The organism is Aeromicrobium sp. WCS2018Hpa-31 (assembly GCF_031843905.1).
Taxonomy (GTDB): domain Bacteria; phylum Actinomycetota; class Actinomycetes; order Propionibacteriales; family Nocardioidaceae; genus Aeromicrobium.
The window spans coordinates 294327-320098 of record NZ_JAVTJF010000004.1 but is presented as its reverse complement, the minus strand read 5'-3'; the positions used below and the strand labels follow the sequence as shown (position 1 = coordinate 320098).

The 25772-nt window shown below is 71.7% G+C and carries 23 protein-coding genes; 16 read left to right on the top strand and 7 right to left on the bottom strand.

The features are described 5' to 3' along the window. Positions 1-226: 226 nt before the first annotated feature. Both RQG84_RS07260 and RQG84_RS07255 read left to right on the top strand, forming a co-directional pair. Entirely contained in the window at positions 227-1942 is a 1716-nt protein-coding gene (locus RQG84_RS07260) for a sodium:solute symporter family protein (protein ID WP_396135254.1), read from the top strand. 9 nt (positions 1943-1951) lie between these two features. After that, on the top strand, positions 1952-2218 hold the full coding sequence (locus RQG84_RS07255; RefSeq protein WP_311209462.1) for a hypothetical protein: 267 nt from the start codon (positions 1952-1954) through the stop codon (positions 2216-2218). Between the two features lie 3 nt (positions 2219-2221). Here the strand turns inward: RQG84_RS07255 and RQG84_RS07250 are convergent, their stop codons facing one another. Together RQG84_RS07250 and RQG84_RS07245 are read right to left on the bottom strand one after the other, a co-directional pair. Further along, positions 2222-2776, bottom strand: coding sequence for a 1-acyl-sn-glycerol-3-phosphate acyltransferase (locus tag RQG84_RS07250; protein WP_311209461.1), 555 nt, complete (start codon positions 2774-2776; stop codon positions 2222-2224). Positions 2777-2885: 109 nt separating this feature from the next. Then, complete coding sequence (locus RQG84_RS07245; RefSeq protein WP_311209460.1) at positions 2886-3764, bottom strand: serine aminopeptidase domain-containing protein; 879 nt, start codon at positions 3762-3764, stop codon at positions 2886-2888. Positions 3765-3942: 178 nt separating this feature from the next. Here RQG84_RS07245 and leuS point away from each other — a divergent pair, with 178 nt between their 5' ends. The 4 genes from leuS (at position 3943) to RQG84_RS07225 (ending at position 10840) form a co-directional block, all read left to right on the top strand. After that, positions 3943-6744, top strand: coding sequence for a leucine--tRNA ligase (gene leuS, locus RQG84_RS07240; RefSeq protein ID WP_311209459.1), 2802 nt, complete (start codon positions 3943-3945; stop codon positions 6742-6744). Beyond that, a complete protein-coding gene (locus RQG84_RS07235) occupies positions 6741-7607 on the top strand; it encodes a DegV family protein (protein ID WP_311209458.1) in 867 nt (288 codons plus the stop codon). Before leuS ends, RQG84_RS07235 begins: the two co-directional genes overlap by 4 nt. 124 nt (positions 7608-7731) lie before the next feature. Next, entirely contained in the window at positions 7732-8565 is an 834-nt protein-coding gene (locus RQG84_RS07230; protein WP_311209457.1) for a ComEA family DNA-binding protein, read from the top strand. Positions 8566-8599: 34 nt separating this feature from the next. Further along, positions 8600-10840: a DNA internalization-related competence protein ComEC/Rec2 gene (locus RQG84_RS07225; protein ID WP_311209456.1), complete on the top strand. Its 2241-nt coding sequence runs from the start codon at positions 8600-8602 to the stop codon at positions 10838-10840. On the opposite strand, the gene RQG84_RS07220 is transcribed toward RQG84_RS07225, so the two are convergent. After that, positions 10825-11640, bottom strand: coding sequence for a DUF1206 domain-containing protein (locus RQG84_RS07220; RefSeq protein WP_311209455.1), 816 nt, complete (start codon positions 11638-11640; stop codon positions 10825-10827). The genes RQG84_RS07225 and RQG84_RS07220 overlap by 16 nt on opposite strands. 62 nt (positions 11641-11702) lie before the next feature. Here RQG84_RS07220 and holA point away from each other — a divergent pair, with 62 nt between their 5' ends. After that, complete coding sequence (holA, locus tag RQG84_RS07215; protein WP_055965253.1) at positions 11703-12674, top strand: DNA polymerase III subunit delta; 972 nt, start codon at positions 11703-11705, stop codon at positions 12672-12674. 206 nt (positions 12675-12880) lie between these two features. Here the strand turns inward: holA and rpsT are convergent, their stop codons facing one another. Then, positions 12881-13141, bottom strand: a complete 261-nt coding sequence (gene rpsT / locus RQG84_RS07210; protein WP_055965257.1) for a 30S ribosomal protein S20 — start codon at positions 13139-13141, stop codon at positions 12881-12883. A 179-nt stretch (positions 13142-13320) separates the two neighbouring features. On the opposite strand from rpsT, the gene RQG84_RS07205 reads away from it, so the two are divergent. Continuing rightward, the gene (locus tag RQG84_RS07205; protein ID WP_311209454.1) at positions 13321-13662 is read left to right on the top strand and encodes a hypothetical protein; all 342 of its coding nucleotides are present in this window, start codon (positions 13321-13323) and stop codon (positions 13660-13662) included. Between the two features lie 82 nt (positions 13663-13744). Then, positions 13745-15613, top strand: a complete 1869-nt coding sequence (gene lepA, locus RQG84_RS07200; RefSeq protein WP_311209453.1) for a translation elongation factor 4 — start codon at positions 13745-13747, stop codon at positions 15611-15613. 18 nt (positions 15614-15631) lie between these two features. On the opposite strand, the gene RQG84_RS07195 is transcribed toward lepA, so the two are convergent. Next, positions 15632-16870 carry an FAD-dependent oxidoreductase gene (locus RQG84_RS07195; protein WP_311209452.1) on the bottom strand — a complete coding sequence of 413 codons (1239 nt, stop codon included), beginning with the start codon at positions 16868-16870 and terminating at the stop codon, positions 15632-15634. 75 nt (positions 16871-16945) lie between these two features. Between RQG84_RS07195 and RQG84_RS07190 the strand changes: the two genes are divergently transcribed. The 4 genes from RQG84_RS07190 to RQG84_RS07175 all read left to right on the top strand — a co-directional run bounded on the left by RQG84_RS07190 (position 16946) and on the right by RQG84_RS07175 (position 21688). Continuing rightward, positions 16946-17611 carry an MOSC domain-containing protein gene (locus tag RQG84_RS07190; RefSeq protein ID WP_311209451.1) on the top strand — a complete coding sequence of 222 codons (666 nt, stop codon included), beginning with the start codon at positions 16946-16948 and terminating at the stop codon, positions 17609-17611. 45 nt (positions 17612-17656) lie between these two features. Next, positions 17657-19489, top strand: coding sequence for a long-chain fatty acid--CoA ligase (locus tag RQG84_RS07185; RefSeq protein ID WP_055965272.1), 1833 nt, complete (start codon positions 17657-17659; stop codon positions 19487-19489). A 3-nt stretch (positions 19490-19492) separates the two neighbouring features. Then, on the top strand, positions 19493-20656 hold the full coding sequence (gene hemW, locus RQG84_RS07180; protein ID WP_311209450.1) for a radical SAM family heme chaperone HemW: 1164 nt from the start codon (positions 19493-19495) through the stop codon (positions 20654-20656). A gap of 159 nt (positions 20657-20815) precedes the next feature. Beyond that, positions 20816-21688 (top strand): CHAP domain-containing protein, encoded by an 873-nt coding sequence (locus RQG84_RS07175; RefSeq protein ID WP_311209449.1) that lies wholly within the window; start codon positions 20816-20818, stop codon positions 21686-21688. Between the two features lie 38 nt (positions 21689-21726). On the opposite strand, the gene RQG84_RS07170 is transcribed toward RQG84_RS07175, so the two are convergent. Both RQG84_RS07170 and RQG84_RS07165 read right to left on the bottom strand, forming a co-directional pair. Next, positions 21727-22575 (bottom strand): DUF3097 domain-containing protein, encoded by an 849-nt coding sequence (locus RQG84_RS07170; protein ID WP_055965283.1) that lies wholly within the window; start codon positions 22573-22575, stop codon positions 21727-21729. Beyond that, on the bottom strand, positions 22568-22999 hold the full coding sequence (locus RQG84_RS07165) for a hypothetical protein (protein ID WP_055965286.1): 432 nt from the start codon (positions 22997-22999) through the stop codon (positions 22568-22570). Before RQG84_RS07165 ends, RQG84_RS07170 begins: the two co-directional genes overlap by 8 nt. A gap of 122 nt (positions 23000-23121) precedes the next feature. Here RQG84_RS07165 and hrcA point away from each other — a divergent pair, with 122 nt between their 5' ends. From hrcA to RQG84_RS07150, 3 genes are read left to right on the top strand one after another with little or no spacing between them, the layout of a single operon-like run. After that, positions 23122-24159, top strand: coding sequence for a heat-inducible transcriptional repressor HrcA (gene hrcA / locus RQG84_RS07160; protein WP_311209448.1), 1038 nt, complete (start codon positions 23122-23124; stop codon positions 24157-24159). Between the two features lie 16 nt (positions 24160-24175). Then, positions 24176-25330 (top strand): molecular chaperone DnaJ, encoded by a 1155-nt coding sequence (dnaJ, locus tag RQG84_RS07155; protein ID WP_055965294.1) that lies wholly within the window; start codon positions 24176-24178, stop codon positions 25328-25330. Between the two features lie 19 nt (positions 25331-25349). After that, the gene (locus RQG84_RS07150) at positions 25350-25691 is read left to right on the top strand and encodes a histidine triad nucleotide-binding protein (protein ID WP_055965297.1); all 342 of its coding nucleotides are present in this window, start codon (positions 25350-25352) and stop codon (positions 25689-25691) included. The last annotated feature ends 81 nt before the right edge of the window (positions 25692-25772 follow it).

Genomic DNA, 25772 nt, shown 5'->3' with positions numbered 1-25772 from the left:
CACGACGGCACCGGGTGGGTGTCGAGTGCGGCGACGCTCATGCTTCCTCCTGCTGGACTACCCCCATTCTAGAGGCAGGATTAGACAAGAAACAAGCATATGTTCGAATACGTGACGAAGGGCCTCGACCGCCGGGACCTCGGTCCCGACGCGCGTCCGCAGCGGAGTGGGCGTACGGTGCCACTGGTCCATCTCGTTGCGGAGATGAACCATGAAAGGGGGAGTGGTGCACGCACTCGCAGGACCGTCCTTGGCGGCCGCGGACGGATCGTTCCGGCTCGACGCGGACTTCTTCGACTACACGATCGTGGCGATCTACTTCGCCGTCGTGCTCGGCATCGGGGTGCTGGCGCGGCGCCAGGTCTCGACGAGCATCGACTTCTTCCTCTCCGGCAGGTCGCTGCCCGCCTGGGTGACGGGGCTCGCGTTCATCGCGGCCAACCTCGGCGCGGTCGAGATCATGGGCATGAGCGCCAACGGCGCCGAGTACGGCATGGCGACCGTGCACTACTTCTGGATCGGCGCCGTGCCCGCGATGCTCTTCCTCGGCGTGGTGATGATGCCGTTCTACTACGGCTCCGGCGTGCGCAGCGTCCCCGAGTTCATGCGTCGACGCTTCGGCACGGGTGCCCACCTGGTCAATGCGCTGAGCTTCTCGATCGCCCAGCTGCTGATCGCCGGCATCAACCTCTACCTCCTGGCCACCATCGTGAACCGGCTGCTCGGCTGGCCGTTGTGGGTCTCGCTCGTCGCGGCAGCCGCCGTCGTGCTCAGCTACACCGCGCTCGGCGGCCTCTCTGCGGCGATCTACAACGAGGTCCTGCAGTTCTTCGTCATCGTCGCGGCGCTCGTGCCGCTGACGATCATCGCGCTGCACAAGGTGGGTGGCTGGCAGGGCATCGTCGACCAGGTGCAGCCCGGCCCGGAGCAGCTGTCGTCGTGGCCCGGCACCGACCTCACCGGCATCGACGACCCGTTCTGGTCGGTCGTCGGCCTGGTGCTCGGGCTCGGCTTCGTGCTGTCCTTCGGCTACTGGACCACGAACTTCGTGGAGGTCCAGCGCGCGATGGCCTCGTCGTCGATGTCAGCCGCACGGCGGGCACCGATCATCGGCGCCTTCCCGAAGATGTTCATCCCGTTCATCGTCATCATCCCGGGCATCATCGCGGCGATCGTGGTCCCCGAGCTGGCTTCGCTGAAGTCCGGAGGAGACGCCCAGGGCGCCACCTACAACGACGCGATCCTCCTGCTGATGCGCGACCTGCTGCCCAACGGCATGCTCGGCGTCGCGCTCGCAGGCCTGCTCGCGTCGTTCATGGCGGGCATGGCGGCCAACATCTCGGCCTTCAACACGGTCTTCAGCTACGACCTGTGGCAGCAGTACGTGGTGAAGGACCGTGAGGACGGCTACTACTTGAAGGTCGGCCGGCTGGCCACGGTCGGCGCGACGGTCACTGCCATCGGCACCGCGCTGATCGCCTCGAACTACGACAACCTGATGGACTACCTGCAGACCCTCTTCGGGTTCTTCAACGCCCCGCTGTTCGCCACGTTCATCCTCGGCATGTTCTGGAAGCGGATGTCCGCGGCGGCCGGCTGGTCCGGACTGGTGGCCGGCACGGCTGCAGCGGTGCTGGTGGCCGTTCTCAGCGAGGACGCCCTCGGGCCGATGAGCCTCGGCGTGATCGGGCTGTCGGGCCAGGGAGCGTCCTTCGTGGCGGCCGGAGCGGCGTTCGCCGTCGACATCGCGGTCAGCGTGGCCGTGACCATGGTGACCGCGGCCAAGCCCGAGAAGGAGCTGGTGGGCCTCGTCTACTCGCTGACGCCGAAGGAGGACCTCGTCGACCCCGACGAGGGCGTGCTTCCCTGGTACCAGTCGCCGGTCAAGCTGGCGGGCATCGGGCTCGCCATCGTCGTCGTCCTCAACGTGGTCTTCCGGTAGGAGCGAAGCATGAGCGAGAAGCACACCGCGGGCGCGTTCGACGTCCGGACCCTCATCGGCGGCCTGCTGGGCGTCTACGGGCTGATCCTCACCTGTCTCGGTCTGTTCCGGGCGACGGAGGAGGAGCTGGCCAAGGGCGACGGGCTCAACATCAACCTCTGGGCCGGGATCGGCATGCTGGTGGTCGCGGCGATCTTCCTCGCCTGGGTGCGCCTCAAGCCGCTCGTGGTCCCGACGCCCGCCGACGAGTCCGCCGGCACCTCCGACGGGTCGTAGGGCCTACTCCTCGCGCAGGCGCGGGACGGTGGCGTCGGCGGGCTTGATGCCGAGCTTGTCGGCGTAGAAGGCACGCACGAGGTCCATGTCGGCCTTCACGTCGCCGCTCGGGCTGAACGTCGGGCCGTAGCCCATCGTCTTCGTCGGCGGGTCGAAGAACGCGAGCGTGATCGGCAGGCCGGTCTGCTGCGAGAGACGGTAGAACCCCGACTTCCAGTACTCGCTCTTGGAGCGGGTTCCCTCGGCCGCGATCACGAGCCGGAAGGGTTCGCCCGACGTGGCCTCGGCGGCCAGGTCGGAGACGACCGTGGCGGCGTTGTCGCGGTCGAGCGCGACACCGCCCAGACGGCGGAGCAGCCAGCCGAGCGGGCCCTTGAACAGCTCCTTCTTGACCAGGACGCGCGGGTGGGCGCCGTCGTGCCACATGACGAGCAGCATCGTGACGAAGTCCCAGTTCGAGGTGTGCGGGGCGCCGACCAGGATCCCCGAGGGCGGTGTCTTCCCCTTCATCGTGTAACCCATGCGACGGATCACGAAGCGGGCGAGGCGTTGACGCATGCGGTGAGCGTAGCGACCGTGCCGGGCAGTGCCGCGACGAGGAAGGCCGCGGGTGCCCACCCCTGGTGGTGGCACCCGCGGCCTCGCCGACGTCGTTCGTGCTCGATGCTCAGTAGCCCGAGCGCCGCCAGTCCGAGATCGCCGTGCTCGTCCCCGGACCCGGGGCGATGAACTGCGTGTAGCGCGTGTCGTCGTCGACCCAGCGCTTCAGCCAGGCGATGGAGTACTTCGCGATGGTGGTGTTGCTGGTGTTCGGCGCGAAGTGGCTCGCCCCCCGCAGCTCGAGGTAGGCCTTCGGCGTGCTCGTCGGGATCCCGGAGTAGAGCGGGATCGCGTGCGACCGAGTGGAGGCCACGCTGTCGTTCTCGGCTCCGACGACCATCGTCGGTGTGCTCACGCGCGACCAGGTCTTGGTCAGGTGCCAGGGCGTCAGCGCGACGGCGGCCTTGAGGCTCGGGTCGTCGCTGGCGGCCTCGATCGCTCCACCGCCGCCCATCGAGTGGCCCATGACGGCGAGCCGCGAGGCGTCCACGCGGGAACGCACGGTGCTGCTCTCGGTCAGGTAGTCCAGGGCGGCCGCCAGCTGGTCGGCCCGGCTGCCGGGCTGGTCGTAGCGGCTGTTGGTGTCGATGGTGAAGACGACGAAGCCCTGGGACGCCAGTCGTGGTCCGAGCCACGAGATCGAGCTCTGTGCGGCGGTGTAGCCGGGCGAGACGGCCACGGCGCCGAACGTGCCGTCCGCCGTCGAGGTCGGGTAGTAGATCGTCCCGCCGCCGAAGCCGCGGGCGGCGAACGACGAGACGGTCGTGCTGGACGTCGCGTACGGACCGCGAGCGGCCTCGATGGACGCGGTGGTCGGCGCAGGCCCCCGCTCGTACGGGTTCTCGGCCGCCGTGGCGGTCGTGGGCGTGGCCAGCAGGCCTGCCAGGACGGCGAGGAGTGCGACGACGGTCGCGACCGCACCCCTGCGTGGACGGACGTGCTCCATGGTGGTTTCCTTCCCCCGATGAGCGCCTAGTTGCACTCTGTGTGCAGAAAGAATGCCCACCCCGTGACCGCGGCGTCAAGAGGTCCGCCTCGGCCGGGACCGTCGACGAGTCGACGTGGCCCGCGCGGCGGCGGGCTCGGGTGCCGGGCCGTGGGCGGTGCGTCGGTAGCATCGTCCGGTGAGCACCACCGACCGCCCATCGACGTCCAGTCCCGTGACGTCGCACCGCTACACCGCCGAGCTGGCCGCCGAGATCGAGGCACGCTGGCAGGAGCGGTGGGCCGACGACGGCACCTTCGACGCGCCCAACCCGGTCGGCGACCTGGCCGGGGAGACGACGGTCTCGGAGTCCACCTACTACCTGATGGACATGTTCCCGTACCCCTCCGGCGCGGGCCTGCACGTGGGACACCCGCTCGGCTACATCGCCACCGACGTCGTGGGCCGGCACCAGCGGATGAAGGGCCGCAACGTGCTGCACACGCTCGGGTACGACGCCTTCGGCCTGCCGGCCGAGCTGCACGCCATCCAGACCGGTGAGCACCCGCGGGCCAACACGCTCGCGAACATCGCGAACATGCGACGTCAGCTGCGTCGGCTCGGGCTCGCCCACGACTCCCGCCGGTCGTTCGCCACGATCGACCCGGACTTCGTGCGCTGGACGCAGTGGATCTTCCTCCAGATCTTCGACTCCTGGTACGACGAGGAGGCCGGGCGGGCGCGGCCGATCTCCGAGCTGCGCGAGAAGCTGGGCACCGACGACCCGGCCGTCATCGATCCCCACCGTCTGGCGTACGTCAGCGAGTCGCCGGTCAACTGGTGCCCGGCACTCGGGACCGTGCTCTCCAACGAGGAGGTCACGGCCGAGGGCCGCAGCGAGCGCGGCAACTTCCCGGTCTTCCAGCGCAACCTGCGCCAGTGGCAGATGCGCATCACGGCGTACGCCGACCGCCTCGTCGACGACCTCGAGCGCGTCGACTGGCCGGAGCCGGTCAAGCTCATGCAGCGCAACTGGATCGGTCGTTCGCACGGCGCCGAGGTCGACTTCGACGTCCCCGCGGTCGACAACGCCACGATCCGGGTGTTCACGACCCGGCCGGACACCCTGTTCGGCGCCACCTACATGGTGCTGGCGCCGGAGCACGAGCTGGTCGACGCGATCCTGACCGACGAGTGGCCCGACGGCACCGACCCCCGGTGGACCGCCGGCGCGGCGTCCCCGTCGGAGGCCGTGGCGGCGTACCGCCACGCGGCGGCCCGCAAGACCGACGTCGAGCGCCAGGAGAACAAGGACAAGACGGGCGTCTTCACCGGCGCCTTCGCGGTCAACCCGGTGAACGGCGAGCGTGTGCCGGTCTTCGTGGCCGACTACGTGCTCGTGGGCTACGGCACCGGCGCCATCATGGCCGTCCCGGCGCACGACGAGCGCGACTTCGAGTTCGCGACGGCGTTCGGCCTGCCGACCCCTCGGGTCGTCACCGGCGGGGACGACCTGCCCTGGACCGGCGACGGGGTCGCCACGGCCTCGGCCAACGACGAGGTCAGCCTCGACGGGCTGGGCGTCGCGGAGGCGAAGTCGCGCATCATCGCCTGGCTGGAGGAGAAGGGGCGAGGCACGGGCACCACCACCTACCGGTTGCGCGACTGGCTGTTCTCGCGCCAGCGCTACTGGGGCGAGCCCTTCCCGATCGTCTTCGACGAGGACGGCCACCCGCACGCCGTGCCCGACCACCTCCTGCCCGTCGAGCTGCCCGACGTGCCCGACTACTCGCCGCGCACGTTCGAGCCCGACGACGTCACGAGCGAGCCCGAGCCCCCGCTCGGCCGCGCGCACGACTGGCTCGACGTCGAGCTCGACCTGGGCGACGGACCGCGCCGGTACCGCCGCGACACCAACACCATGCCCAACTGGGCCGGCTCCAGCTGGTACCAGCTGCGCTACCTCGACCCACACAACGCCGACGCCCTCGTCGACCCGGCCAACGAGGCCTACTGGATGGGTCCCACGGACGCCAAGTCCACCGGCGGCGTCGACCTCTACGTCGGCGGGGTCGAGCACGCGGTGCTGCACCTGCTCTACGCCCGGTTCTGGCACAAGGTGCTGTTCGACCTGGGGCACGTGAGCAGCGAGGAGCCGTTCCACCGGCTGTTCAACCAGGGCTACATCCAGGCGTACGCCTTCACCGACGCGCGCGGGACCTACGTGCCGGCCGACGCGGTGGTCGAGCACGTGGCCGACGACGGCACCACCACCTACACGTACGAGGGCAGCCCGGTCTCCCGCGAGTACGGGAAGATGGGCAAGAGCCTGAAGAACGTCGTCACGCCCGACGAGATGTACGACGAGTTCGGCGCCGACACGTTCCGGGTCTACGAGATGAGCATGGGCCCGCTCGACCAGTCGCGACCGTGGGAGACGCGCGCCGTCGTCGGCTCGCAGCGGTTCCTCCAGCGGGTGTGGCGCCTGGTCGTCGAGGAGGAGTCCGGTGACGTCAAGGTCGACGACGTCGAGCCGGACCGCGACACCCTGCGCGTGCTGCACCGCACCATCGACGGCGTCTCGGCCGACATGGACGCGCTGCGCTTCAACACGGCGATCGCCAAGCTGATCGAGCTGACCAACCACCTGACCAAGGCCTCGGTGACGAGCCGGTCGGCGCTGGAGCCGCTCGTGCTCATGCTCGCCCCGTTCGCGCCGCACGTGGCCGAGGAGCTGTGGTCGCTGCTGGGCCACGACACGTCGCTCACGCGTGCCGCCTTCCCCCAGGCCGACCCCGCGCTCCTCGTCGCGGACACCGTCACGTGCGTCGTGCAGGTGCAGGGCAAGGTGCGGGCCAAGCTCGCCGTCTCGCCCGACGTCACCGACGACGAGCTCACCGCACTGGCGCTGGCCGAGGAGAACGTGCAGCGCTCGATCGACGGGCGCGAGGTGCGCAAGGTGATCGTGCGCGCCCCCAAGCTCGTGAACGTGGTCGTATGAGCGGCGCTGCCGGGAGCCGGCGTCGCATCGCGGTGGTGACCGACTCCACCGCCTCGCTCGACCCCGTCGACGCGGAGCGCGAGGGCATCACGGTGGTGCCGCTCAAGCTGGTCATCGGCGCGTCCACGTTCACCGAGGGTGTCGACGCGACGTCCGACGACGTCGCCTCCGCGCTCAAGGACTTCGTGCCGGTCAGCACCTCGCGGCCCAACCCCGAGGAGTTCGGCGCCGTGTACGAGCGGCTCGCGGACGAGGGCTATGACGCCGTCGTGTCGGTGCACCTCAGCGCGGAGATCTCCGGCACGTTCGACTCGGCGCAGCTCGCCGCGCGCGAGGCGTCGATCCCGGTCATGTGCGTCGACAGCCGCCAGGTGGGGATCGCCACGGGCTTCGCCGCCGGTCGGGCGGCGCGCGTCGTCCGCGAGGGCGGCGACGAGGCCGCGGCGGTCGGTGCCGCGCTGGCTGCGGGGGAGAGCTCGACCGTGCTCATGTACGTCGACACCCTGGAGTACCTGCGTCGCGGCGGTCGGGTCGGGGCGGCGGCCGCCCTCATCGGATCGGCGCTCGCGGTCAAGCCCCTGCTCACCCTGCGCGACGGCATGGTCGAGCCGCTCGAGCGGGTCCGGACCACCAGCAAGGCGGTGGCTCGGCTCGAGGTGCTCACCGTCCAGGCCGCCGAGAAGGCGCAGGACGGGTTCGACATCGGCGTGCAGCACCTGGCCAACCCCGAGCTCGCGCAGCAGGTGGCCGACCGCCTGGCTGCCTCGCTCGGTCGCGAGCAGGTCCCCGTCAACGAGGTCGGTGCCGTCATCGGAGCCCACGTCGGCCCCGGGATGCTCGCCGTCACCGTCACGCCCCGCTGAGACCACCGGTCCGCTCCGCGGCGCCGGGTGTCCGTCCACAGGGTCTCTCGACCCACGTGACGGCTTGTCCACAGTGCTGTGCCGACGGGTGCCGGGCGGCCGCGACGCTGCCTACCGTCGAGGAGTGAGCACACCACGTCCAGCACCGCCCCAGGAGACCCGGGCCGAGGTCGCCCGACGTCGGCTCGCCCAGCTCACCGCATCGTTCGAGGCGACCCACCCGGACGACCCGTTCGACCGGCTCGTGGGTGGCTCCGCCCCGGTGGACCACGACGAGCCGTCCGAGACCACGGCCGCGCCCAGAGGCGGCGGCCGGCGACGAGCCGCCGCGCCGCGCCGTCCGCGCGGGCTGCACGGCAGCCACCTGCGGATGGCCACCACCGCCGCCGTGGCGGCCGGGGTGCTGCTGACCTGGTGGCTGGTGGCCGAACGCCCCCGCACGTCCGACGTCGATCGTCCGCTCCAGGTCTCGGCGCGCGCGGACGCGACCGGCGACGCCCCCGCCGAGGGAGCGGCGTCCGCAGCCTCGGCCGAGGTGGTCGTCGACGTCGCGGGCAAGGTCCGTGACCCCGGGATCGTCACCCTGCCTGCCGGGTCCAGGGTGTTCGAGGCGATCGAGAAGGCGGGCGGCATCGAGGGCACGCTGGAGGAGCCCACGATCAACCTGGCCCGACAGCTCGTCGACGGCGAGCAGATCCTCGTCGGCGTCGAGCCCGCCGACCCGGCTGCCGCCGGTGCCACCGCAGGCACGGGCGGGACCGGCGGGGGAGTGGTCGACCTCAACAGCGCCACCCTCGAGCAGCTCGACGCGCTGCCTGGGGTCGGCCCGGTGACCGCGCAGTCGATCCTCGACTGGCGTCAGGAGAACGGCCGGTTCACCTCCGTCGACGACCTCCTCGACGTGTCCGGCATCGGCGAGAAGACCCTCGAGGACCTGCGCGACCGCGTGACGGTGTGAGCGGCCGGGCCGGGCAGGACCACCGGGTCCGCTGATGGACCTGAGGCTGGTGCCGGCCGCCGTGGCCGTGTGGGCCGTGGCGGCCTGGGCCGTCGGTGCAGGACCGGGGGCCGTCCTGGTCGTCGCGGTCGTCTCGGTGGTCGTGGGCGGGGCAGCCGTAGGTCGGTTCCGCGCGCTCGCCCTGGTGGCGGTCGTGGTGGCGGCGGCGGCCGCGTCGACCGCGTGGCGCCTGGGTGACGTGCAGGCCACCCCGGTGGCCGAGCTCGCGGCGTCGCGCGAGCGGGTGACGGTGCAGGCCCAGGTGGTGCGCGACGGTCGGGTCTTCGAGTCGGTCGGGAGCCAGGGGACGGTCGTGGGGCTCCTGGTGCTGCGGGTCGAGGACCGACATGGTCGGGTGCACGGGGTCCGGGACCCGGTCACGGCGTTCCTGCGTGACGCGCACGAGGACCTCGTCGTCGGTCGTCGGCTCGTGCTGCAGGGCCGTCTCGGACCACCCGGCGACCACCGCGACACGGCCACGCTCCAGGTGACGCGGCGGTCGGCGGTCCAGGGCGCGGCATGGTGGTGGTCGGCGTCGGAGCGGGTCCGCGCCGGCGTGCGGTCGTCGGTCGACCACGCGCCGCCGGCTCCGTCGGCGCTCGTCCCTGCGCTCGTCGTCGGCGACGACGCCGCACTGCCCGATCGGGTCGAGGAGGAGTTCCGACGCACCGGCCTCACGCACCTGCTCGCCGTCTCCGGCACCAACCTGACGATCGTGCTGGCCATGGTGCTGGCCGTCGCTCGTGCCGGGCGTGCGCCGCCACGGTTGCTCCTGGTGATCGGGCTGCTGGGCGTGGTCGGCTTCGTGCTGCTTGCCAGGCCGGAGCCCAGCGTGCTGCGGGCGGCGGGGATGGGCGTCGTCGGGCTCGCCGCGCTGGGCCTGGGGTCGCGAGGCGGGATCCGGGCGTTGTGCGTCGCGGTCGTCGCGCTGCTGTTCTGCGACCCGTGGCTGTCGAGGGCCGTCGGCTTCGTGCTCTCGGTGTGCGCGACCGCGGGCATCCTGCTGCTGGCGCCACCCTTCGTGCGCGCGCTGGAGCGCTGGCTGCCGCGGTGGGCGGCGATCGCCGTCGCCGTGCCGCTGGCGGCCCAGGCGGCCTGCACCCCGGTCATCGCGGCCATCTCGGCCGAGGTCTCGATCGTGGCCGTGGTGGCGAACGTGCTGGCGGCGCCCGTGGTCGCGCCGGCGACGGTCCTCGGGCTGCTGGCCGGTCTCGTGGACCTGGTGTCTCCGGCCGCCGCGTCGCTGCTCGGCACGGGTGCGGCGGCGTGCGCGGGATGGATCGTGCTGGTCGCGCACCACGCCGCGTCGCTCCCTGGGGCGAGCCTGGTCTGGTCACGCCCGTGGTGGTCGCTGCTCGTCCTGGTGCCGGTCGCCCTGTGGTGGGGGTGGCGTGCTGCGCCTCACCCGGTGCTGGTGGTCGGGCTGTGCCTCGGGCTCGTGGTGGCCATGGTCCGCCCACCGAGCCCGGGCTGGCCGCCGCCGGGCTGGGTGATGGTGGCGTGCGACGTGGGTCAGGGGGACGCGACGGTGATCCGGTCCGGTGACGACGAGGCGGTGGTGGTCGACGCCGGCATGGAGCCGGCCGACGTGGACCGGTGCCTGCGCGGCCTCGGGGTGCGGCGGGTGCCGGCGCTGGTGCTCACCCACGGGGACGCCGACCACGTGGGTGGCCGCTCCGGCGTCGTTGCCGGACGCGACGTCGGCGTGGTGCTCGTGGGACGTCCGGGGGTCGCGGTGGACGGGGTGCCGACGCGCACGCTCGCCCGCGGCGACCGGTTCACGGTGGGGGACGTCACGGCCGACGTCCTGTGGCCGCGTGCCGCGCCTGCCGGCAGCGCCCGCGCTCGGGCTGATCTCGACCGCAACGGCGCGAGCGTGGTGCTGCGGGTGCGGGTGCAGGGCGTGGTGCTCATGCTCACGGGCGACGTGGGGGAGGTCGAGCAGGACCGTCTCGCCCGGTCGGGCACCGACCTGCGTGCCGACGTGCTCAAGGTCGCCCACCACGGGAGCGCGGACACGTCGTCCCGGTTCACCGAGGCGGTCGGTGCCTCGGTGGCGACGATCTCCGTCGGGGCCGACAACGACTACGGCCATCCCACCCCCACCGCCCTGCGGATGCTGCGCGACGTCGGCACGCAAGCCCATCGCACCGACGAGGAGGGCGACGTCGCCGTGGTCGTGCGCGACGGCAGGCTGTCGGTGGTCGCGCGGGGGAGCGGTCAGCGGTCGAGGTAGCGGGCCCGGGCCAGGCACCAGACGCCGTAGAGGCCGATCCCGACGGCGATGAGACCGAGCAGCCAGGGTCCGAACGGCTGCTCCAGGACGGTGCGCAGCGCCTCGTCGAGCCCTCCGGAGCGGTCGGCATCGCGGGTGAGGGCAGCGAAGCAGAACAGCGCGCCCACGATCGCGATCGAGACGCCCTTGGCCAGGTGTCCGGCCGTGCCGAGGCGCACGAGCACGTCGCCGGAGGTTCCGCTGAGCCCCTCCGGCTTCAGGTGGTCGCGGTGCTGGTGGCTGAGCCCGCGCCAGGCGGTCCAGCCCCCGTAGCCGATGACCGCCAGGCCCACGATCCCGACGAGCACCGCGCCGGCGGGCAGCGAGAGCAGGCGAGCCGTCCACGTCTCGTTGCCCGAGCCACCCGAGCTCGACCCCGAGCCGGTGACGACCTGCACCGCACTCCAGCCCACGACGCCGTAGATCACCGCCTTGAGCAGGTCGGCGGCACGGTGCGCCCAGAGCGTGGCGCCGTCGTCCTGACGGTGGTCGAGCGCCGCCTCGAGCACGCGCCACAGCACCAGCACCGCCATCCCTGCGGCGACCAGCCACAGGATCGTGCGACCGAACGGCTGCTGGGCCAGCTCGGCCAGCGCCCCCTTGGTGTCGGCCTTGCCGCTCGGGTCGCCCAGGGCCAGCTGGAGGGCGAGGAAGGCCACGACGAGGTGCACGAGCCCGTAGGCCACGAAGCCGAAGCGGACCAGGTTGTCCACCCAGTCGTCGTCGACGTGGGAGGCGACGTCGTCGGCGTCGATCGGCATGGCCGGAGCCTACGCCCACGTGGGCTCCCCGGCCTGTCGGAGACGGACACTAGGGTGGTCCCGTGGCGTCGCCGTTCGGGAAGATCCTGCTCATCACGGGCAGCGCGGAGTACCTGTCCGACCGCACCCGTGCGCGAGCCGTGGCCGCGATCAAGGCCGAGGACCCGCAGTGCGACGTCGCGACCGCCACGTCCGGCGGGTTGGCCGCGGGCGAGATCGCGGGGCTCACCAGCCCGTCGTTGTTCAGCAGCGTCAGCGGGCTCGTGCTCACCGAGCTGCAGGACCTGCCCGACGTCGCCCAGGGCGAGCTGCTCGCGTACGCCGCCGACCCGAGCCCCGACGTCGCGGTCGTCCTCGTCCACGGCGGTGGTCAGAAGGGCAAGGGCCTGCTCGACAAGCTGCGCGCCCAGTCGTCGGTGCACGAGGTCAAGCACGAGGCTCCCAAGTACGAGCGCGACCATGCCCGCTGGGTGGCCACCGAGCTGCGCGAGCTGGGCACCCGCATCGACGAGGAGGCGGCCACGCTCCTCGTCGCGGCCGTCGGGCAGGACCTGCGGGCCTTGGCCGGCGCAGCCGACCAGCTCGCCGCCACGCTCGACTCCGGCACCGAGGTCACCGTCGAGGTCGTGCGGCGCTACTTCGGCGGTCGGGCCGACGTCCGCGGCTACGAGATCGCCGACGCCGCCATCGACGGACGCATCAACGTGGCTCTCGAGCAAGCGCGGTGGGCCGAGACCGCCAAGGTCGCCCCGGTGCTGGTCACCAGTGCGCTCGCCACCGGGCTCCGCCAGCTCGCCCGCCTCGCCGACGCCCCGCCGCGTCTGGGCGAGGGAGAGCTCGCACGCCACGTCGGCGCGCCCCCGTTCAAGATCCGCGTGCTGCGCCGTCAGCTGCAGGGGTGGGACCCGGCCGGCCTGGCCCGCGCTCTCGACGCGGTCGCGCAGGCCGACCTCGACGTCAAGGGTGGCGCGGCCGAGCCCGCGTACGCGGTCGAGCGCATGGTGCTGCAGGTCGCCGCGTCGCGTCGCCGCTGACCCGGGGCGGTCGGCGGGTCGTCCGGGCGGGTCAGAGGTAGGTGACGCACCGAACGACATGGCCAGCGGTAGGTGTGACACCTTTCGAAGTCGCTGATGGGTGCCAGGCCTACCTCTGACGACCGGCATCCGCAGGGTCGAGGTGCCGCAGAGACGACGAAGGCCCCCGGGTCACCGGGGGCCTTCGTGCGAGCTGTGGGGCTACGTCAGAGCGACGCGGCCTTCTTGGCGATCGACGACTTGCGGTTCGCCGCCTGGTTCTTGTGGATGACGCCCTTGCTGGCGGCCTTGTCGAGCTTCTTGCCGGCGTCGGCGGCGAGGACCTTCGCCTGCTCGGCGTCGCCGGACTCGACCGCAGCGTGGAAGCGGCGCACGGCCGTCTTGAGGGCGGAGCGGACCGACTTGTTGCGCTCGCGAGCGGCCTCGTTCTGACGGTTCCGCTTGATCTGCGACTTGATGTTCGCCACGTGGCTGACCTGTTCTCTCGTGCGTGAAGGGCGTGGTGCAAGTGTGAGGGCGCACCGGTAGGCACGCGACCGCTCACACTACCAGCGTCGGGCAGCCGCACCCAAATCGCCCGTGCGTGCTCGTGCCGAGGAGACGCAGGTCGAAGACGAGCCGACCGCGAACCCTTACGATCCGAGTCATGCAGACGCTCTACAACGTGCTCGTGGTGCTCCACATCATCAGCTGGGTCGTGGCCCTCGTCAGCTACGCGTCGGTCGCCCGTCGGCCGCAGATCACGCCCTGGATCGCCCACGGCGTCGGCGCTGCGTTCGTCCTCGGCATCGCCCTCACCGGCATCGCCTCGGCCAGCGACGCCGTCGCGGACCCGAACAACGCCAAGGTCGGCGTGAAGCTCCTGATTGCCCTCGTCGCCGTCGGCCTGGCCCACGGCACGCGTCGGCGGCCGTCGCCGAACCCCGTGGCACACGTCGTCGCCGCGCTCATCGTCGTGAACGTCGCGATCGCCTACCTCTGGACGTGAGCCGCCTCGGTCGACCGAGCCGGGCGGCCGCTCCGACGGGTGTGGTCGGCGGGCTGGCCGCAGATGGGAGGATGGACCCACCATGACGAGCTCCACGACGCCGGGCACGGCGCCCAAGCCGGGATCGACCGACCCGGCCCTCCTGCGCAACTTCTGCATCATCGCGCACATCGACCACGGCAAGTCGACCCTGGCCGACCGCATGCTGCAGATCACGGGGGTCGTCGACGAGCGTGCAGCGCGCGCCCAGTACCTCGACCGCATGGACATCGAGCGCGAGCGTGGCATCACGATCAAGAGCCAGGCCGTGCGCATGCCGTTCACCAAGTCCGACGGCGACGACGCCGGTCGCCACTACGTGCTGAACATGATCGACACGCCGGGCCACGTGGACTTCACCTACGAGGTCAGCCGCTCGTTGGAGGCCTGCGAGGGCGCGATCCTCCTGGTCGACGCCGCCCAGGGCATCGAGGCGCAGACGCTGGCGAACCTCTACCTGGCCATGGACGCCGACCTGCACATCATCCCGGTCCTCAACAAGATCGACCTGCCCGGCGCGCAGCCGGAGAAGTACGCCGAGGAGATCGCCGGGATCATCGGCGGCGACCCCGACGACGTGCTCCGGGTCTCGGCCAAGACCGGGCAGGGCGTCGAGGCCCTGCTCAACCTCATCGTCGACGAGGTGCCGCCGCCCGTCGGTGACGCCGACGGCCCCCCGCGTGCCCTGATCTTCGACTCCGTCTACGACACGTACCGCGGCGTCATCACCTATGTCCGCGTGGTCGACGGCAAGCTCAGCCACCGCGACAAGATCAAGATGATGTCCACCGGCGCGGTGCACGAGATGCTCGAGGTGGGCGTCATCAGCCCCGAGGCCGTGAAGGCCGACCACCTCGGCGTCGGCGAGGTCGGCTACCTGATCACGGGCGTGAAGGAGGTTCGGCAGTCGCGGGTGGGCGACACCGTGACGTCGAACAGCCACGGTGCCGAGGAGCCCCTCGGCGGCTACGCACACCCGAACCCCATGGTCTTCTCGGGCCTGTACCCGATCGACGGCGACGACTTCTCGACGCTGCGCGAGGCCCTCGAGAAGCTGCAGCTCAACGACGCCGCGCTCGTGTACGAGCCGGAGTCCTCGGGTGCGCTCGGCTTCGGGTTCCGCATCGGCTTCCTCGGCCTGCTGCACCTGGAGATCGTCCGCGAGCGTCTGGAGCGCGAGTTCGACCTCGACCTGATCTCGACGGCCCCCAACGTCGTCTACCGCGTGGTGATGGAGGACGGTCGCGAGATCGTCGTGACCAACCCGAGCGAGTACCCGGCGGACGGCAAGATCGCGTCGGTGCACGAGCCGGTGGTCTCGGCCACGATCCTGGCGCCGAGCGAGTACATCGGCGTCATCATGGAGCTGTGCCAGGCCCGTCGCGGCCAGCTCGGCGGCATGGACTACCTGTCCGAGGACCGCGTGGAGATCCGCTACACGCTGCCCATGGGCGAGATCATGTTCGACTTCTTCGACGCCCTCAAGAGCCGCACGAAGGGCTACGCGTCGCTGAACTACGAGGTGTCCGGCGAGCAGAAGGCCGACCTCGTGAAGGTCGACATCATGCTGCAGGGCGAGATCGTCGACGCCTTCAGCGCGATCGTCCACCGCGACTCCGCCTACGCGTACGGCGTGATGCTGGCCGGCAAGCTCAAGGAGCTCATCCCGCGCCAGCAGTTCGAGGTGCCCATCCAGGCCGCGATCGGCGCCCGCATCATCGCCCGCGAGAACATCCGCGCCATGCGCAAGGACGTGCTCGCCAAGTGCTACGGCGGCGACATCAGCCGCAAGCGGAAGCTGCTGGAGAAGCAGAAGGAGGGCAAGAAGCGGATGAAGAACATCGGCCGCGTCGAGGTCCCCCAGGAGGCGTTCATCGCCGCCCTCTCCACCGGTGACTCCACCCCGAAGTAGTCCGCCGGTCCCTTCGGATCAGCGCGCGCCGAGGGCCGCGGCCACCTCGTCGGCGGCTCGCGTGCCGGAGGTCAGCGCCCCCTGGATGGAGGGTGTCTCGCGGTGGTCGCCGCAGACGAAGACGCCGCCGCCGACGTCGGCGGGTCGCCGCAGCTGCAGGGGCGCGAGGGCCCTCGGCAGCGCCCGGCCGACGTCGTGACGCACCAGCAGGTCCCACGCGCCGACGTCGGTGCCCCAGAGGCGGGCCGCCTGCGCCAGTGCCGCCGCGTCGGAGAGACCCGCCCCGGCCAGCGCCGTCACCTGCACCAGGTCGCGCCCCGGCGGTGCGTAGCCGGGCGCGGCCGCCGAGACGACGGCTGTGTTGACCACCGGCCCCCGCTCGCCGTCGACGACCAGCAGACGGTCCTGGGGCATGCCGGTGGGCGCACTGAACCACCACGTCACGAGCCCGCCCACGGGGGGCACCTCCGGCACCGCTTCCAGACCGGCCGCGTCGTGGACGTCGGTGGCGACGACGGCGGCGCGGGCCTCGATCGACCCGGACCCCGTGCGGACCGTGGTGCCCTGCGGGCTGCGGTCGACGCCCACCACCCGCACGCCCGTCTCGGCCGGACGTTGCAGTCCGGCGGCGAGCTGGGCGGGCAGGGCGCGCATGCCGTCGCCCGGCACGGCGGGGGTGCCGAGCAGGAACCACCGGACCAGCAGCCGTGCGTACCGGGACGAGGTGGCGCCGGTGTCGTCGGCCAGGACACCGGCCAGGAAGGGCTCCAGCACCTGCCGGCGCAGAGGCCCGCGCACCCCGGCGGAGTCGAAGGACTCCGCCAGGGTGTCGTCGGCCCGGCTCATGATGCGCTTCTCGCCGCCCAGGATCGGGGCCGCCCAGCGCGCGAGGGCCGCCAGCTCTCGCGGACGCAGCAGACCACTGCGCAGGGTGGAGGCGAGGAGGCCGGGCTCGCGACGCGGGTCGCCGATGGTCGCCACCGAGGATCCGCGGCGGACGCGCACCCCGGCTGCGAACGGCTTCAGGTCCAGCGCCTCGAGGTCGACCAGGTCGCGCAGAGCAGGGTAGGCCGGGTTGAGCAGCTGGAAGCCGACGTCGCAGAGGTGGCCGTCGACGACGTCGGTGCGCACGCGGCCGCCCACGTCGTCCGCGGCCTCCAGCAGGCGCGCGTCGATGCCCCTGCGCTGCAGCCGCGCCGCGCACGCCAGTCCGGCGAGTCCCGCTCCTACGACCACCACGTCAGTCCGCTCTGCCATGGACCCACGATCCCATCCCTGCTCGGGTCCGGCAGGGTTCGTCGCCTGGCCCGCTCTGCCGCTAGCCTCCCTCCCGTGGCAGCGCACCTCCTGTCGGTCAACGTGGGCCGGGTCGTCGACGTCCCGTGGGGGAAGCTCGGGCGGTCGGGGATCGACAAGCGTCCCGTCGTCGGGCCCGTCCAGGTCCACCGCCTCGGGCTCGAGGGTGACGAGATCGCCGACACCAAGCACCACGGCGGTCCGGACCAGGCGGTCTACGCCTACGCCGCCGAGGACCTCGAGCGCTGGTCCGAGCTGGCCGGTCGCACGTTCGTGGCCGGACAGTTCGGCGAGAACCTCACCACGCGCGGGCTGGACGTGCAGCACGCGCGGCTGGGGGAGCGGTGGGCGGTCGGCTCGACGCTCCTCGAGGTGTGCGACGTGCGCATCCCCTGTGCGGTCTTCCAGGGGTTCGTCGACGAGCCTCGTTGGGTGAGGCGCTTCGCCGAGCACGGGGTCGTCGGTGCGTACCTCAGGGTCGTGCAGGAGGGCGTCGTCCAGGCGGGCGACCCGGTGCGGGTCGTCGAACGTCGCGACCACGACCTCACCGTCGGGGCGGCCTTCCGTGCCCTCACGACGGATCGGGCGAGACTGCCGTCGTTCCAGGCCGAACCGAGGGTCTCGGCCAAGATCGCCCGGCAGATCGATGAGGTGCGCAACCACTCGTCCGGTGCCCCGAGAAGCGACCGACCAGTAGGTTAGGGTGAGCGGCACCACATTCCCCCGGAACGTCGTGTGAGGACATCCATGCCTGTGACCGCCACCCCCGAGCAGCTCAAGATCGTCGAGGACCGTGCGCCCAACGTGGCCCGCATGTTCTACGACCGTGTGGAGCAGACCCCGAACCGGGAGGCCTACCGCTACCCCGACGAGAACGAGGTCTGGCACTCGCTGACCTGGGCCCAGACCGGCGAGCAGGTGACGGCGCTCGCGGCCGGCCTGCTGGCGCTCGGCATCGGCCCGGAGGAGCGCGTGGCCATCGCGTCCGGCACCCGTGTGGAGTGGATCTTCTCCGACCTCGCCGTGCTGGCTGCCGGTGCCGCCACCACCACCGTCTACCCGACCACGATGGCCAGCGACGTCGCCTACATCCTGGCCGACTCCGACAGCCGCATCGTCTTCGCCGAGGACGACGAGCAGGTCGCCAAGCTGCGCGAGAAGCACTCCGAGCTCCCCTCCGTCACGAAGGTCGTCGTCTACGACGGCACGCCCGACGGCGACTGGGTCATCGGCTTCGACGACCTCGAGCAGCTCGGCCGCGACCACCTCGCCGCCAACCCGGACGCCGTCAAGGACCGGGTCGCGGCCATCACGCCGCAGTCGCTCGCGACGCTCATCTACACGTCCGGCACGACCGGCCGTCCGAAGGGCGTGCGCCTCCTGCACGACGGCTGGACCTACGAGGGCGCCTGCATCGCCGCAGGCGGCTACCTGACCGCCGACGACCTGCAGTTCCTCTGGCTGCCGATGGCGCACTCCTTCGGCAAGGTGCTCCTCTCGACGCAGCTGCAGATCGGCTTCGCCACGGCCATCGACGGGCGCGTGCCGAAGATCGTCGACAACCTGGCGATCGTCAAGCCCACGTTCATGGGTGCGGCGCCCCGCATCTTCGAGAAGGCCTACGGCCGCATCGTCGGCATGACAGAGGCCGAGGGCGGCGCGAAGCTCAAGATCTTCAAGTGGGCCGAGAAGGTGGGCATCGAGCACTCCCGCGCGGTGCGCGCCGGCAAGCCGATCTCGCCGGTCCTCAAGGCCAAGCACGGTGTGGCCGACAAGCTGGTGTTCTCCAAGGTGCGCGACCGCTTCGGCGGCCGCGTGCGGTTCTTCATCTCCGGTGCCGCGGCGCTCTCGCCCGACATCGCCGAGTGGTTCCACGCCGCCGGCGTCCTCATCCTCGAGGGCTACGGGCTCACCGAGAACTCCGCCGGTGCCACGGTCAACCACCCGACCGACTTCAAGCTCGGCTCGGTGGGCATCCCGATGCCCGGCAGCGAGATCCGCATCGCCGAGGACGGCGAGGTCCTCGTCAAGGGCCCGCACGTCATGCAGGGCTACCACAACCTCGACTCCGAGAGCGCCTCGTCGCTCACCGAGGACGGGTGGCTGCACACCGGCGACGAGGGCCGGCTCGACGAGGACGGCTTCCTCTACATCACGGGCCGCAAGAAGGAGCTCTTCAAGACCTCCGGCGGCAAGTACGTGGCTCCGCCGCACATCGAGGGCATCTTCAAGGGCATCAGCTCGCTGACCAGCCAGATCGTGGTGCACGGCAACGAGCGAAACTTCTGCTCCGCGCTCATCACGCTCGATCCCGACGCGGTCGCCGAGTGGGCCACGGCGCATGGCATGGAGGGCAAGTCCTACTCCGAGGTCGTCTCCTCGCCGCAGATGCACGAGGTGATCTCCGGCCAGATCGACGAGCTCAACTCCAAGATCAACCGCTGGGAGACGATCAAGAAGTTCGCCATCCTGGACCACGACCTGTCGATCGAGTCCGGCGAGATCACGCCGAGCATGAAGGTCAAGCGCAACGTGGTGGAGTCGAACTACAAGCACATCCTGGACGGCTTCTACGCTTAGTCCATGACCTCGACCGAACGGCCCGCTCCCGACACCGGGGGCGGGCCGTTCGGCGTTTACGTCCACGTCCCGTTCTGCTCGGTCCGCTGCGGCTACTGCGACTTCAACACCTACACCGCCGACGAGCTCGGTGAGGGTGCCACCCGCGCGACGTACGCCTCCTCGGCCCTGCACGAGGTGCGCCGCATGGCCGACGCCGTCGGGCCCCGGCCGGTCGAGACGGTCTTCTTCGGGGGAGGCACCCCCACCCAGCTCCCCGCCGACGACCTCGTCGGCGTCCTCAGGTCGATCGACGAGCACCTCGGGCTGCGCCCGGGTGCCGAGGTGACCACGGAGGCCAACCCCGACAGCGTCACGCCGGCGTCGCTGGCACGCCTGCGCGAGGGCGGCTTCACCCGCATCTCCTTCGGGGTGCAGTCCGCCGTGCCGCACGTGCTCGCCACGCTGGACCGGACGCACGACCCCGCCCGTGTCCCCGACGCGGTGCGCTGGGCCCGGGAGGCCGGGTTCGAGCAGGTGAGCCTCGACCTCATCTACGGCACGCCGGGTGAGTCGATGGACGACTGGCGGACGAGCCTGGAGCAGGCGGTCTCCCTCGAGCCCGACCACGTCAGCGCCTACGCGCTCATCGTGGAGGACGGGACGGCCTTCGCGCGCAAGGTCCGGCGCGGCGAGGTGGTCATGCCCGACGACGACGAGACCGCCGACAAGTACCTGCTCGCCGACGCGACCCTCACCGCAGCGGGCCTGGGTTGGTACGAGCTGTCGAACTGGGCTCGCGACGAGGCCGCGCAGTGCCGCCACAACCTGCTGTACTGGCACGGCGCCGAGTGGTGGGGCGTGGGTCCGGGCGCGCACTCCTACGTCGACCGGCGGCGCTGGTGGAACGTCAAGCATCCTGCCGCCTACGCACAGCGACTGGCTGCGGGCGAGCCTGTCGAGGCCGACGGTGAGGACATCGACGCCCCCACGGCCGCCCTCGAACGGATCATGCTGGAGATCCGGCTGAGGTCCGGCCTGCCCGTGGCGGCGCTCGACCCCTCGGTGCGGGCGCAGGTGCCGGTGCTCGCCGCGCGCGGTCTGCTCGACGTCGTGGACGAGCGTCTCGTGCTCACCCTGGAGGGCCGCCTGCTCGCCGACGCCGTGGTCCGGGACCTCACGGACTAGGACGCCCGCCCCAGTCCGAAGGGACTTTCGTCATTCGGATGGCATGACCTAGGACACGGTCCTACGGTGCTCCTGGGAGCAAGGAACAAACTCGGGGGAGTTGGCGAGGGAGCAATGCGCATCGCGCATTGGCCAGCTCTGATCAGCATGCTGATCGGCATGGCCATCATCAGTGTGCCGACGTCTGCGGACGCGGCACCACGCACCGTGCTGTGCACGGGGTACAAGCAGTGCGCCGCCAAGGGGTACACCCACGGCGGCTACGCGTCGGTCCGGTCGCGGTCGTACTGGAACATGACGCCCGGTCGCAGCTGCACGAACTACGTCGCGTACCGACTCACCAAGAACCGACTGGTCGCGCGACCGCCCGGCACCGACGCCGCCCTCACGTGGGGCGCGGCCGCGCGAGCCGCCGGACTGCGGGTCAGCACGTCGGCACCACGCCGCGGCGACGTGGCCTGGTGGAAGGCCAACCGAGCACTCGCCGGCAAGAAGGGGCACGTCGCCGTCGTGGAGCGGGTCCGTGCGGACGGTTCCATCGTCGTCTCCGAGGACAACATGAACCGGACCTTCATGTGGCGCACCGTGCGACGAGGGTCGGGGTGGCCGTCCGGCTTCATCCGCTACCCCACGTCAGACGGGTCGCCGTCGGGCGTCCTGGAGTCGCTCGAGGCGACGGACGGCATGGTGGCGGTGCGCGGTGCGGCGAGCGAGCCCGACCGCTGGGGACGCCCGGTCGCCTACACGGTCGCGCTGGGGGCGCCGCTGGACCGGGCGCCGGCGGAGACCTTCACGTTCTCCTCCGCCTACTTCCGGTTCTCGTGGCGACGCACCGTCCAGGTGCGCGGCGAGCTGCGCGCCTACCTGTACGCCCACAACGCCTCCGGCACCAGGGGCAAGGACGTGCTGCTCGGCGTGGCCGACCTGGAGGTGCGGGACGACGGAACCACTCGGGGCGTCGCCGTGCCACGAGCGGACTGGCTCGACGACGTGGTCGCCCCGGTGCTCGGGCCGGTGGTCGGGCCGGGCTGACGGTCCCCGTCGGTGGGCCTCGGGAGACGCCGTGCCGCTCAGGGAGCGGTGACGAAGTCGATGAGCTCCTCGACCCGGCCCAGGAACTCCGGCTCCAGGTCGGTCCACGACCGGACGCGCGAGAGGATGTGCTGCCACGCGCGAGCGATGTCGGCCTGCTCGGCGTGCGGCCAGCCGAAGGCCGCGCAGATCCCACGCTTCCACTCGATGCTGCGCGGGACCACGGGCCAGGCGTCCACGCCGAGACGTCCCGGCTTCACGGCCTGCCACACGTCGACGTAGGGATGCCCGACGACGAGCACGTGGTCGCGGTCCGAGAGCCTCGCGGCGATGCGCGACTCCTTGGACCCCGGGACGAGGTGGTCGACGAGGATGCCGAGGCGACGGTCGGGACCGGGGTCGAAGTCGTCGACGACCCCGACGAGGTCGTCGACGCCGTGCAGCATCTCCACGGCCACGCCCTCCACCCGAAGGTCGTCGCCCCACACCTTCTCGACGAGCTCGGCGTCGTGCTTGCCCTCGACGAGGATCCGGCTGGGCAGGGCGACCCGTGCACGCTGTCCGGTGACCGCACGCGACCCGGACGCGGTGCGGGCCACGGCCTTGGGTGCCGCCGCGACCGGAGCGACGAGCACGACCGGCTTTCCCTCCAGGAGGAAGCCCGGTCCGAGCGGGAACGACTTGCGGCGCAGGTGGCGGTCCTCCAGCATCACCATGCCGAGGTCGCGCTCCACGCGGACGACCTCGCCGACCCACCCCGAGGTGACCTCCTCGACCACGATGCCGAGGTCGGCGGGGGCCTCGGTGGAGCGACCGCGCGGGGGAGCCTTCCAGTCGCCGGCCAGCACGTCCTGTCCGTAACGCCCCGGGTGCCTGGCCTCAGCCATGCAGCACCCCGAGCAGCGTCTGGTGGAAGTCCTCCAGGTCCTCGCGGGTGATGGGTCCGCTGCTGGTGAGGATGCGGGTCGACGGGCGGGTGAGCCCGACGGCGAGGTCCACGGCGGCCGGCCAGCTGGGCGTGACGGCCGACGGGACCGCGTCGAGCGGGGGAACGAGGTCGCCGAGCGCCACCACGTCGCCGTCGGGGACGACGAGCACCAGCTCGCCGCCCAGGGGGCCGTGGCCCAGGTGAACCACCTCGACGAACAGGTCGCCGAGGTCGGCGGCCCAGACCGAGCTGAGGGTGCCGCCGCGCGACTCGTGCATGAGGAAGGTGCCGTCGGAGAGGGTGACCCGACGAGGTCGGTAGGTGAGGGTACGCGTGGTGCCCGTGACCGAGACGACCTCTCCCTCGCTCCCGATTGCTCCCACCTCGTTAGACTGGCACTTGCCCTGGGTGAGTGCCAAAGCGCCACGCCGCGTCGTCGTGCCCCGTCTGCGCGCCCCGGGGCCGTCACGACCCAGCAGGCCCGATCAGCAGAGAGGAGACCGCCGTGCCGGAGGACCGAAGACTCGCCTCTGACGACCGTCGCCTCGAGGTGCTGCGCGCCATCGTCGAGGACTACGTCGAGACCCAGGAGCCCGTGGGCTCCCGGGCGCTCGTGGAGCGGCACCAGCTCGGTGTCTCGCCGGCGACCATCCGCAACGACATGGCGGCCCTGGAGGACGACGGCTACATCGCGCAGCCGCACACGAGCGCGGGCCGGGTGCCCACCGACAAGGGCTACCGGCTGTTCGTCGACCGGCTGTCCCAGGTGAAGGCGCTCTCGACGCCCGAGCGACGCGCCATCGAGACCTTCCTCGGGGGAGCGGTCGACGTCGACGACGTCGTGCAGCGCAGCGTCAAGGTGCTGGCCCAGCTGACCAACCAGGTCGCGATCGTGCAGTACCCGTCGCTGACCCGCTCCACCGTGCGCCACGTCGAGGTCGTCGCGCTCGAGCACGCACGCGTGCTGCTCGTGGTGATCACCAGCAGCGGCCGGGTGGAGCAGCGTGTCGTCGAGCTCGAGTCCACGCCGGGCGACGTGCTGCTGTCCGACGTGCGCTCCCGCATCATGACCGCCACCATCGGGCAGCGGCTGCCCGAGGCGTCGTTGCGCCTGGCCGAGGTGATCGGCACGTTCGCCGAGACCGACCGGCCTCTCGTCACGTCGGTGGTCACGACGCTCACGCACGTGTTCTCCGACGAGCGGTCCGACGAGCGCATCGCCGTGGGCGGCACCGCCAACCTGGCGCGCTTCGGCCGCGACTTCGACTCCTCGATCCGCCCCGTCCTCGAGGCGCTCGAGGAGCAGGTCGTGCTCCTGAAGCTCCTCGGCGAGGCGACCACCGACCCCACCGTGCGCATCGGCCTCGAGACCGGTAGCGAGGGACTGGCGGGCACCGCCGTCGTCTCCTCGGCGTACGGCACCCCCGAGCAGGCGCTCGCCACGTTGGGCACGCTCGGACCCACCCGCATGGACTATCCAGGAACCATGGCCGCCGTCGGCGCGGTCGCCCGCTACGTCGGGCGACAGCTGGCGGACGGCTGAACAGGACGAAGGACCAATGGCACAGGACTACTACGAGCTGCTGGGCGTGTCCCGGTCGGCGACGCCCGAGGAGCTCAAGAAGGCGTACCGCCGGCTCGCGCGCCAGCTGCACCCCGACGTGAACGACGCACCCGACGCGGCCGACCGCTTCAAGGAGGTCACGACCGCCTACGAGGTGCTCTCCGACCCGCAGAAGAAGTCGGTCTACGACCGCGGCGGCAACCCGCTCGGCGGCGGGGGCGGCGCGGGGGGCTTCGCCGGCGGCGGCTTCAGCTTCGACGACATCATGGACGCGTTCTTCGGCGGCGGGGGCAACACCCGCGGGCCGCGCTCGCGCGTCCAGCGTGGCCAGGACGCGTTGCTCCGCCTGCAGGTCGACCTCGCTGAGGCCGCGTTCGGCGTCACCCACGACATCAAGGTCGACACGGCGGTCGTGTGCACGCGCTGCGACGGCAGCGGTGCCGAGGACGACTCCGAGGCCGTCACCTGCGGCACGTGCCACGGGCACGGCGAGGTGCAGCACGTGCAGCGCACGCCGCTGGGCAGCGTCCGGACCGCCCGCCCGTGCCCGACCTGCCACGGCTTCGGCTCGGTCATCCCCGATCCGTGCCACGAGTGCAACGGCGACGGCCGGGTCCGGTCGCGTCGCTCGCTCACCGTCTCGATCCCTGCCGGCGTCGACCAGGGCACCCGCATCCAGCTGGCCGGCGAGGGCGAGGTCGGCCCCGGCGGAGGACCCCCCGGCGACCTCTACATCGAGGTCGAGGTGGCCCGTCACCCCGTCTTCACCCGCAAGGGCGACCAGCTGCGCTGCCAGGTCACCCTGCCGATGACCGCTGCGGCCCTCGGCACGCACGTCGACCTGCCGACGCTCGAGGCCGACCTGGCCGACCAGGACGGGCCCGACACCGTGGGCCTGGAGGTGCCTGCGGGCACCCAGTCCGGCGAGACCCTGACGCTGCGTGGCCAGGGCGTGCCGCGGCTGCGCGGCCCCGGTCGCGGCGACCTCGTGGTCGAGATGGTCGTCGAGACCCCGGACCGGCTCGACGACGAGCAGCGCGAGCTGCTCAAGCAGCTGGCCGAGCTGCGCGGCGAGGACCGTCCCGAGGCGCAGATGGGCTCGACGCACCGGCACGGCATGTTCGGGCGCATCAAGGACGCCTTCCGCTGAGGTGCGGTAGGAAGGAACCATGAGCCAAGACGACTGCCTGTTCTGCGCGATCGTCGCCGGTCGGGTACCCGCCGACGTGGTGGCCGAGGACGAGCACGCGCTCGCGTTCCGCGACATCAGCCCGCAGGCGCCCACCCACGTGCTGGTGATCCCGCGGGTCCACCAGCCCGACGTCGGCAGCCTCGCCGAGGCCGAGCCGGAGGCGGCGGTCGGGCTGCTGCGGCTCGCGCGTCGCGTGGCGCAGGAGGCGGGCGGCTCCTACCGACTCGTGTTCAACACCGGCGCCGACGCCCACCAGACCGTCTTCCACTGCCACGGGCACGTCCTCGCCGGCCGTGCCCTGGGCTGGCCCCCGGGCTGACGTCCCCGGGTCCCGGGGTCCTCGTCGGCCACGGGACGAGCCCGCGACGCCGGTCGTGGGTTGCGCGCGTGTCGCCTGCCC